The following is a 680-nucleotide window of genomic DNA, read 5'->3' on the forward strand; positions in this document are numbered from 1 at the left end:
TGCCTTGCCTGTACGCAGCCTCTTCAATGCCTTGGCTTGCTTATCAAGAACATCGGCAAGCCGATCTCCTATCGAGTGGCTGAACGTAAAGGTGATCATGTTGACCGTCTTATTCGGTAACGAATACCAATAGTCAACGCCCTTGGCAATCTCACCACGGCGGCGCTCTTCGACCTTCGCCCCGCATACGGGACAAGTCCAAACGCTACCACAAGCGGTTACACCAGAAAGGAATGCTTTATCGTGATTGCAGGAAACATGCACACGCACATCATCATGCGCTATGTAAGCGCACTTAGCTGTCCGGTGGTAATTTAAAACATGCTTATATCCCTCTTTCTCGCCCTGCTTTGCGTAAATAGCCCTAGCAGCTCTCGAAAGTTGGTATCGTTCTTTTCGGATGTTACGGAATTTTCCAAAATCTCCTTCACATGCTTCGCAGGGTGAAGAGGATTTCGTCTTTATCCCGAGGGGCTTGCAGCCCGCGCCTTGTGGCGCTCCTCGCTCGTTAGATCCGCACATACTCGTCATCGCTATTCGATGACAAGAGGCGTTGTGAAAGGTTGATTTTTAGGTCAGTTCGATTCATAATTCTCTTGTCTTTGGAACCCCGCTGAGAGATTGCCGTCTCGATGAAGCGGGGTTTTTGCATTTTGGGGCTTCTTGCCCTCATTTCGTAT

General features: G+C 49.4%; 1 pseudogene. It reads right to left on the reverse strand.

The features are described 5' to 3' along the window. Positions 1 to 264: pseudogene (locus tag R7040_RS26905) on the reverse strand (hypothetical protein); the annotation flags it as partial. Between the last annotated feature and the right edge of the window lie 416 nt (positions 265 to 680).

The organism is Vibrio sp. 1069 (assembly GCF_033340555.1).